The following is an 8611-nucleotide window of genomic DNA, read 5'->3' as shown; positions in this document are numbered from 1 at the left end:
CCCTTCTGCACCACGTCGTCGCTGATCTCGCGCACCACGGTGTCGTAGCCGGCGGCGGCGCAGATCTGCGCGATCCCGCTTCCCATCAGCCCGCAGCCCAGCACGCCCACCCGCTTGATCTCGGCCATCACGCCTCTCCGGTTCAGGAACGCTCTCGTGGAAAAGCCGGGCGGCCGCACGTGCGGCCGGCCCGGCGAAAAAGTCCGCTCAGATTCCCAGCTTGCGCCGCCAGTCCGTGGGAGGCGGCACCTTCAGCTCGCCGCGCTCCAGACGGTCGAGCAGCGCCTCCATCTCGGTGTGCGTGCGCTCCACCATCGACCCGTAGCCCACTTTCATCCCGTACATCACCGCCGCGGTGACCGGCAGGCCCACGAGCAGCAGCGGGGCCGCGGCGTGCAGCGCGATCACGGTCGCCAGGCCCACCATGCCGCCGCTGGCCGTGCCCACCGCCAGCCCCCCCGCCGCCATCCCGGCGCGCGCCCCGGTCATGGACGTGGACAGCTCGATGAGGCAGCTGTCGTCGTCCACGTAGCTCACCGCCACGTCCAGCTCGCGCACCTGGAGCTGCTGGTGGCGCGCGCCCACGCGGCTCATGGCGCGGCCCACGGCCGCCGCCGCACCCGACGCGCGCACGTAGCGCGTGCGGTCCGGGAAGCGGCGCTGCACCACCATGTACTCGCACTCGATCAGGTAGCGCTCCACGTGCAGGCCGGTGGGCGCGGCGGGCTTGCGGATGGTGCGGGCGGCGCGGATCACGCCGGGGCCCATCACCTTCGCCATCACGCCCGTCTCGGCCGGCACCTGCGCGCGCACCTCGCCGATGGCGCGGCGCACCACGTCGGGCGCCAGCCCCAGCTCGCGGCCGATGCGCACCACCTCGGCCTCGCTGGTGCCCTCGTCCGCGGCGCCGGGGCCGGACTGGAGCTCCACGGCGCGGCGGATCACCGCCTCCAGCTGCTGCGCGCTGAGGCGGCGCGCGGGCAGGCCGCTGCCCCCGTCCGGCGGAGTCGGCAGGTCGCTCATCGGCCCGGTGCCGGTGGATGCGGAAAGCGCCGGCCGCCCATCTCCAGGCGCCCGGCGCTCTTCGTTGGTGTCACGCGCCGAACGCTTCCACCACCACCGCGATGCCCTGGCCGCCGCCGATGCAGGCGGTGCCCAGGCCGAAGCGCTTGCCCTGCCGCCGCAGCTCGTGCAGCAGGTGCGTGGTGATGCGCGCGCCCGAGGCGCCCAGCGGGTGCGAGATGGCGATGGCGCCGCCGGACACGTTGGTCTTCTCGCGGTCCAGCCCCAGCTCCTTCTCCACCGCGCAGTACTGCGACGCGAAGGCCTCGTTGACCTCGATCAGGTCCATCTGCCCCAGGTCCATCCCCGCCTTCTGCAGCGCCGCGCGCGAGGCGGGCGCCGGGCCGATGCCCATGTGCTTGGGCTCCACGCCCGCGATGCCCCACGAGACCAGGCGCCCGATGGGCTTGGCGCCGTTCGCGTCGGCCCACTTCGCGCTGGCGATCACCACCGCCGCGGCGCCGTCGCCGATGCCGGAGGCGTTGCCGGCGGTCACGGTGCCGCCCTCCTTGAAGTACGGCTTGAGCTTGGCGAGCTGCTCGGGCGTGGTGTCGGGCCGCATGTGCTCGTCGCACTGGAAGACCGTCTCGCCCTTGCGGCTCTTGATGGTGATGGGCACCATCTCGGCGTCGAAGCGCTTCTCCTCGCACGCCTGGCCCGCAAGGCGCTGCGAGCGGAGCGCGTACTCGTCCACGTGCTCGCGGGTGATGCCGTAGTGGTCGCTCAGGTTCTCGGCCGTCATCGCCATGGAGCAGCCGGCGAACGGGTCGGTGAGCGACTCCCACAGCAGGTCCTCGTAGAACTTGCCGGCCGGCCCCAGGCGCTGGTCGCCCCACCGCGCGCCGCGGATCACGTGCGGCGCCTGGCTCATGCTCTCGGCGCCGCCGCACAGCGCGACCTCGCACTCGCCCAGCATGATCTCCATCGCACCCGTCACGATGGCCTGGAAGCCCGAGCCGCACAGGCGGTTCAGGGTGATGGCCGGCACGTCGATGCCCAGGCCGGCCTTGAGGCCCACGTGCCGGGCGAGGTAGATGGCGTCGGCGCTGGTCTGGAGCGCGTTGCCGAACACCACGTGGCCCACCGCGCCGGCAGGCACGCCGGAGCGCTCCAGCGCGCCCTTGGCCGCGAAGACGCCCAGGTCGGTCGCCGAGAAGTCCTTGAGGGTCCCGCCGAAGGTCCCGAACCCGGTCCGGGCGGCGGAGAGGAACACCACGTCCACGTCTTTGCCCTGCGTGCCCATAGCTCTTTGTCCTGGCGGTGAGTTGGCCGGCGAAACCTCACAATATGCCCGGCGCTCGCGGGGCCCGTCAATGGCAGGCGCACGGGCTCGCCGCCGCCACCGGCGTGAGCGCGGCTCACTGTGACGCAGGCCCCGGACCGGATGCGCGGAGGGGCGCCGGAAGCTTCTCCCGGCGCCCCTCCTCATCACATCTACCGTCCTGTCCGCCGGCGGCTCTCATCTACGGAACCGTCCCCCGATGCTTCACATTCACCGGCCGGCTTCCCGCCGGTGGCGGGCTACACGGAGATGTGACTGACGGCGACCTTCTTCGCCTTCCCCTGGTCCGCCGTGTGGTAGACCGTGGGGAACTTCACGAAGCGCACCAGCTTCTCCAGGTCGCGCAGGGAGACCTGGCGGGCCTTCCACTCCGCGGTGACGGCGAACTCCACGGGGAGGTCCGACACGTCCTGCTCCAGCACGAAGGCGAAGACCTGGAGGCGCGAGGACTTCCGCGCGCAGACGACCTTCCAGAAGCGGGTGGGGATGCGCACCCGGTGCGGGCCGGGGAAGAGCTTGTCGTCGTCCGCCAGCACGGGGCCGGCGAAGAGGCACAGCCGCTCGTCGTCCGCCTGCGCGGCGATGAAGTTCTCCAGCCCGCCCCAGATGCCGCCCTTGCCGCTCTGGTTGAACCCGCCCCGCTGCGGCGAGCAGTTGGTCACGTGGAAGGTGTCCCCGTTCGCGCGCTGCACCTGCGCGAAGCTGGTGCCGAAGCACACGTCCTCGCGGCGGACGACGTGGCCCTTGTCGAATGCGCCGTTGTCGCGCGTGTAGAACGCGTCCGGGATCTGCGCCGCCTCGGGCAGGCGCGGGTCCAGCAGCCACTTCTCCATCTGGCTGGCGGTGAGGCCGGTGAGCGCCTCGCGCGTGTACTTGCGCCCCGCCTCCGGGCGCTTGGCCGCCGCGCTGCCGTCCACGTTGCTGGCGGTGAAGATGGCCAGCCGCCGCTCGCGGTGCAGCACCACGCTGAAGTGCTCGTACGGGATCACGGAGCGGCCGTCGTGCATGGCCGCGGCGAGCGACGGGTCCGCCAGCTCCGGCAGCGGCGTGCGGAGCCCCAGGAAATCCGTGTCGAACCCCTGGCGCGACGAGTAGTCGGTGTCGACGACCGGCTCCTTGAACGACTCCGCCGCGCCCGCGTCGCCGTCCATCGGTGCCGGCGGCGGAGCGGGCGCCGCAGCGGGGATCGCCCGCGGCGAGGTGGAGGGGATGCCGAGCAGGCTGCCGTTCAGCTCCAGGACCAGCGAGCCGAGGACGAGGCGGCCGGGACCGCCCGCCGCCATGCCGTTGCCGGCGACGACGCCCCGATCCGCGTCCGGCGCGGCCGGGCCGGTCTCGCGCGGCGCCGCGGCGCGGGCGTAGGCGGTGGCGAGCACGTCGCCGCCCTGCATCGCCTCCTTCAGCTCCGCCAGGTGGCCGCCGCGCTCCTGCGCCTGCTCCTTCACCGTCGCGCAGATGCGGCTCACGCGGATGCCGGCGTTCGCGATCCAGTCCACGTCGCTGTCGTCCACCCCGTTCAGGTCCGGCACCGTGCGGCCGGACTTGAGGATGTATTGCCTCGCCGCGTCCTGCCGCGGCACGCCCGCGTGGTGCAGCGCGACCACCTGGAAGCTGTCGTTCAGCACCGGCGAGCCGCTGGAGCCCTGGGCGGTGTCGCTCGCGTACCAGATCACGTCCGGGTCCGTGTCGGCCACGCACTGGTTCTCGCGGATGGCGAACTGCCGCCGCGCCCCGCCGGGGTGCTGCACGATGGTCATCCACTCGTTCAGCAGCGCCTTGCCGCTCTCGGCGATCAGCCGGTGGAACCCGAAGTCCCGCAGCTCCGCCTTGCCGTCGGTAGACACCGCCTCGACCGACACGAGGGCGAAGTCCAGCGCCTCGTGGTTGAAGAAGAAGAGGTCCGGCCGCAGGCGGAAGCAGTGCGACGGCTCCGGCCGCCCCGCCACGTCGAAGCGGAAGTTGAACTCGGCGATGGACGGCGCCGCCTCGTCTGCCGAACCCAGCACGTGGTGGTTGGTGAGCATGAGCCGCGGCGAGACCATGAAGCCCGTCGCGCAGCCGCGCTCGTGTCCGGACGGCGCGCGTATGCTCACACGGCACACGGGCTTCGCGGCCAGCAGCGCGCGCTCCAGGTAGAACTCGTCCACCAGGTCGTTCGTGCCCATCAGCCGCTCCAGCTCGGCCTTCGACGGCTGCGCGCCGCCGCCGGAGAGGAAGCCGACGCGGCTGACCAAGCTGAGCGCGCTCGCCGCCTCGGGCCGCTCGGGTGCGCTGGGCTGCTCCGCCCGCGCGACGACCTCGTCCGGGATGCCACCGGGCAGATTCATGGCCAGGCTCGCCAGCTCGTTCGCGTTCGCCATCGCTCTTCCCCTCCGGTCACGTGGTTGGATGAGGTGGATGAGAACCGAGGAAGCGCCAAGCCCCGCGATCCGCCGCGGAGATGACCGCCGCGCCCCGCGCGCTCGCATCGCCTGCTGAGTGGATGGACGCGCTGATCGATTTTCTCGCGGACGTGAAGACGGGGGAGCGGATCGGGAGATGCTCAGCGGATGACGCGCGATGCGCCTCGCACGAGTGCCCGCGACGGCACCGCCAACATCCGGCCGGGCGGAGCGCATCCCCATCCTACCGTAGTCCCGCGCCAGATGTGTAGCAAGGGATTCGCCGAGCGCCGCGAGAAGGCGACGGGCTCGGGGCGGGAGATGCGCGGCTGGACGCGGGGACGGAGGTATCATCACAAGAACGGAGGGCGAGCCAGAGGCTGTCGCGAGGATCGTTTCAGCTTCGATCGGGATCCGCGTAACGGACCAAGCCGCGGCGAAGCTCCGCCGTCTCCGCGGCGATGAAGAAGACGAGGGGGTCCACGCTCGACGTCGTCTCCGCCTCGATGGCGAGGATGAGGGTTCCGCGCGTGACCTCGACCTTCTGCGCCACGCTGGATCTCTCCGTCTCCGTGGCCGCGCGGAAGACAGGATGCATCATCCGCACGGGGCAGTCGAGGTAGCTCACGCCTGCCAGGTGCAGCTCCGCCACGTGCGAGTAGACCAGGTCGCCGCCGCCGATGAGGCGCAGCGTGTGGCCGTCGTACGCGTGCAGCCGCCACTCCCAGCAGCCGACGGCGTTCAGCTCTCCGAAGTCGAGCTCTCCAGCCATGACATTGCCTCGGTGGATGGTTTACGCGGCGGCGTCCGCCGTGTCGGGCAGGCGCCAGTAGATGCCGCTCTCCCGCGCCATGAGCTTGGCGCCGATCAGCTCGCGGCGCAGCGTGGCGAAGTCTGGGTGGCGCGCCTTGATGACCTCGTTCACCTCGCGCTCGGCGTAGCGGCGCCCCTGCTCGAACTCCGTCGCGAGCCAGCGGAGGACCACATCGCGCTTCTTCCGCGTATCCGGGATCTTCATCAGCCGCCCGTCCTGTAGATACACGTCCAGCACCTTGCGCTCCCATGCGTCCGCCTCGGCGTGGCCGGCGAAGGAGACGACCTTCTCGGGCGTGAAGAGGTCGCGGCTGAGCTGCTGGAGCGCGTCGCCGTCCAGCCGGTAGAAGTGCACGTTGCCGTCCTGCCGCATCCGCACCAGCCCCACCTCCGCCAGCTTCGCCAGGTGATGCGAGACGGTGGGCTCCTTCAGCCCCACGATCTCGGCCAGCTCGCCCACGCTGCGCTCCCGTTGCGCGACCAGACCCAGCAGCTTCAGCCTCGCCTCGTTCGCCAGCGCCTTCAGGTGCGCCAGCGCGCTCTCCACCTCCATCGCCGCCTCCTTGCAGTCTGTAAATTCGATGCACATCTAATTAGATAACCATCTACACAGATCGGCACAAGACCTCTCAGAACCCCGTCAGCGTCTCCGCGGATGCGTGGCCGTGGAAAGAGCTCGATGGTGGGATTCAGACGCGGCGCGCGCGCTTGCCGTCCACTGCGGACGCGGGATAGCTTCGGAGTCTCCGCGTCCGAAGCGCACGACGTCCCCCGCACCGCGACCATGTCTCTCTACGGACTGCTCCGCCCGCTGCTGTTCGGCTTGCAGGCGGAGCGCGCGCACCACCTCGGCACGGCGGCGCTGAACGCGGCGCTCGGGACGGCGGCCGCGCGAGCGGCTGCGCGGCGGGCGCTGGAGGTGAGCGACCCCGCGCTGGAGACGACGGTGTTCGGCATCGGCTTCCCGAATCCGGTGGGCCTTGCCGCGGGATTCGACAAGAGCGGCAAGTCGTTCAACGCGCTGGGGGCGCTCGGGTTCGGGTCCGTGGAGATCGGGACGGTGACGGCGCTGCCGCAGCCCGGCAATCCCCCGCCCCGCGTCTTCCGTCTCCCGGCGGACGGCGCGCTGCTGAACCGCATGGGCTTCAACAACCCCGGGGCGGAAGCCGTCGCCGCGCACCTCGGCCGCGCATCCATCGAGCCCGTGCTGGGCATCAACCTGGGCAAGAGCAAAGTCACGCCGCTGGAGGACGCCACGGGCGACTACCTGCGCAGCCTGGAGCTTCTGGAGCCTTTCGCCCGCTACATCGTCGTGAACGTCAGCTCACCCAACACGCCGGGGCTGCGCGCGCTCCAGGACGCCGCACCGCTCCGCGAGCTTCTGCGCGATCTCCGCGCTCGGACGAACGAGACGGCGGCGGCGCGCCGCGCATCTCCCACCCCCATTTTGCTCAAGATCGCCCCCGACCTGTCGGACTCGCAGGTGGACGAGGTCGTCGCCATCGCGGCGGACGAGGGGATCGCGGGCATCGTCGCCACGAACACCACCGTCTCGCGCGAGGGATTGCGCACCCCCGCGGCGGACGTAGAGGCGCTGGGCGCGGGCGGGATCAGCGGCGCGCCCGTGCGGCGGCGCGCGCGGGAGGTCGTGGCGCGCATCCATCGGGCGACGGGCGGTGCGCTGCCGGTGATCGGCGTGGGCGGCATCTTCGACGCGGACGATGCGTGGGAGATGATCCGCGCCGGCGCCAGCCTGGTGCAGGTCTACACCGGCTTCGTGTACGGCGGGCCGGGCATCGTGCGCTCCATCAACCGCGGCCTGCTGTCCCATCTACACGGAGAAGGAATGACGTCCATCTCCCAGGCCGTCGGCACGGCGCACGGCGCGGAGGTTCGGTAGATGCTGCGCGCCGCACGCTTCCTCCGCAGCTACCTGCGCCCGGGCGCCACCGCCGCGGCCGAGCGCGACGAGGAGATCGTCTTCCAGGTCGAAGGCGAGGACCGCGACGCCACGCTCTTCCTGCCGGAGACGCGCCGGCCGGCGCCAGGCTTCGTGGTCCTCCACGGGCTCACGGTGCCCGGCCGCCACCACACCTCGCTGCGCCGCTTCGCGCAGTCGATGGCGGCGGCGGGCGCGGTGGTGATGGTGCCCGACGTGCCCGCGTGGCGCGAGCTGCGCATCGACACGAAGGCGGCGGGCGAGACGATCGCGGCGGCGCTGCGGCACGTCGCCTCCCTGCCGCAGGTGCGGCCGGGGGGCGTGGGCGTGGTGGGCTTCTCGTTCGGCGCCACGCAGGCGCTGATCACCGCGGCCGACCCGTCGCTGCACGGGGTGCTGCGGGGCGTGGTCGGCTTCGGGGGATACTGCGACCTGGGGCGCTCGGTGCGCAGCATGATGACGGGTGAGCACGAGTGGAACGGGGTGCAGGAGCGGCTGGACCCGGACCCGTACGGCCGCTGGATCATAGTGGGCAACTATCTCACGCGCGTGCCAGGCTACGAGCACATGGAAGCCGTCCGCGCGGCCGCGCACGAGCTGGCGGTCGAGGCCGGGCGGCTGGGCAAGTACGCGGGCGACGCGGACTACGACCCGCTCAAGGCCACCATCCGCGCCCGCCTCTCGCCAGACGAGCAGCGCATCTGGGACTCGGTCGCGCCGCCCGCCGGGCAGGGCCCCGCGGACGTGGACTTCGCGCGGCGCCTGGCCGCGGACTTCGCCGCCGCCGCGCTGGACATGGACCCCGGCCTGGACCCGCGCCCGCACCTCCCGCACGTCCGCGCGCGCGTCGTCCTGGCGCACGGGCTGGAGGACCGCCTCGTGCCCTACACGGAATCGCTGCGCCTCTTCGAGCGCCTTCCGCCCCCGACCCGTCCCACGGTGACCATCACGCGCCTCTTCGCGCACTCCACGCACGGCACCGGCATGGGCCCGCTCGCGTACGCCCGCGAGGGCTGGAGATTCCTGCGGCTGCTGGACCGGGCGCTAAACGCGGTGTGAAAGGGAGAGGTTTTCGGGTCCAGAAGAAGTGTTGATGCGGAGGAGGTGCCCCCTCCCCCAGCCCCTCCCCCGCAA

Annotated in this window: 7 protein-coding genes; 2 read left to right on the top strand and 5 right to left on the bottom strand. The window is 71.8% G+C overall.

Features of this window, described 5'->3' with window-relative positions:
- Positions 1-207: 207 nt before the first annotated feature.
- The 5 genes from VFE05_24450 to VFE05_24430 form a co-directional block, all read right to left on the bottom strand.
- Positions 208-1023, bottom strand: a complete 816-nt coding sequence (locus VFE05_24450) for a hypothetical protein (protein ID HET6233250.1) — start codon at positions 1021-1023, stop codon at positions 208-210.
- Between the two features lie 70 nt (positions 1024-1093).
- On the bottom strand, positions 1094-2305 hold the full coding sequence (locus VFE05_24445) for an acetyl-CoA C-acetyltransferase (protein HET6233249.1): 1212 nt from the start codon (positions 2303-2305) through the stop codon (positions 1094-1096).
- A 278-nt stretch (positions 2306-2583) separates the two neighbouring features.
- The gene (locus VFE05_24440; protein ID HET6233248.1) at positions 2584-4704 is read right to left on the bottom strand and encodes a DNA/RNA non-specific endonuclease; all 2121 of its coding nucleotides are present in this window, start codon (positions 4702-4704) and stop codon (positions 2584-2586) included.
- 418 nt (positions 4705-5122) lie between these two features.
- Positions 5123-5497 carry a hypothetical protein gene (locus VFE05_24435; GenBank protein HET6233247.1) on the bottom strand — a complete coding sequence of 125 codons (375 nt, stop codon included), beginning with the start codon at positions 5495-5497 and terminating at the stop codon, positions 5123-5125.
- Between the two features lie 21 nt (positions 5498-5518).
- Positions 5519-6091, bottom strand: a complete 573-nt coding sequence (locus VFE05_24430; protein HET6233246.1) for a metalloregulator ArsR/SmtB family transcription factor — start codon at positions 6089-6091, stop codon at positions 5519-5521.
- A 231-nt stretch (positions 6092-6322) separates the two neighbouring features.
- Between VFE05_24430 and VFE05_24425 the strand changes: the two genes are divergently transcribed.
- Both VFE05_24425 and VFE05_24420 read left to right on the top strand, forming a co-directional pair.
- On the top strand, positions 6323-7438 hold the full coding sequence (locus tag VFE05_24425; protein ID HET6233245.1) for a quinone-dependent dihydroorotate dehydrogenase: 1116 nt from the start codon (positions 6323-6325) through the stop codon (positions 7436-7438).
- A complete protein-coding gene (locus tag VFE05_24420) occupies positions 7439-8536 on the top strand; it encodes a dienelactone hydrolase family protein (GenBank protein HET6233244.1) in 1098 nt (365 codons plus the stop codon). It abuts the gene before it with no gap.
- Positions 8537-8611 lie beyond the last annotated feature (75 nt).

The sequence above is a fragment of the Longimicrobiaceae bacterium genome, assembly GCA_035696245.1.
In the GTDB taxonomy this organism is placed as follows: domain Bacteria; phylum Gemmatimonadota; class Gemmatimonadetes; order Longimicrobiales; family Longimicrobiaceae; genus DASRQW01.
Note: the sequence above shows the minus strand (reverse complement) of the source record. Positions and strands in the feature narration are given on the sequence as shown.

What these genes read in the sequence shown, in the direction of transcription:
- VFE05_24450 (HET6233250.1), bottom strand. Translation starts at nt 1,023, where the DNA reads ATGAGCGACCTGCCGACTCCGCCGGACGGGGGCAGCGGCCTGCCCGCG.
- VFE05_24445 (HET6233249.1), bottom strand. Translation starts at nt 2,305, where the DNA reads ATGGGCACGCAGGGCAAAGACGTGGACGTGGTGTTCCTCTCCGCCGCC.
- VFE05_24440 (HET6233248.1), bottom strand. Translation starts at nt 4,704, where the DNA reads ATGGCGAACGCGAACGAGCTGGCGAGCCTGGCCATGAATCTGCCCGGT.
- VFE05_24435 (HET6233247.1), bottom strand. Translation starts at nt 5,497, where the DNA reads ATGGCTGGAGAGCTCGACTTCGGAGAGCTGAACGCCGTCGGCTGCTGG.
- VFE05_24430 (HET6233246.1), bottom strand. Translation starts at nt 6,091, where the DNA reads ATGGAGGTGGAGAGCGCGCTGGCGCACCTGAAGGCGCTGGCGAACGAG.
- VFE05_24425 (HET6233245.1), top strand. Translation starts at nt 6,323, where the DNA reads ATGTCTCTCTACGGACTGCTCCGCCCGCTGCTGTTCGGCTTGCAGGCG.
- VFE05_24420 (HET6233244.1), top strand. Translation starts at nt 7,439, where the DNA reads ATGCTGCGCGCCGCACGCTTCCTCCGCAGCTACCTGCGCCCGGGCGCC.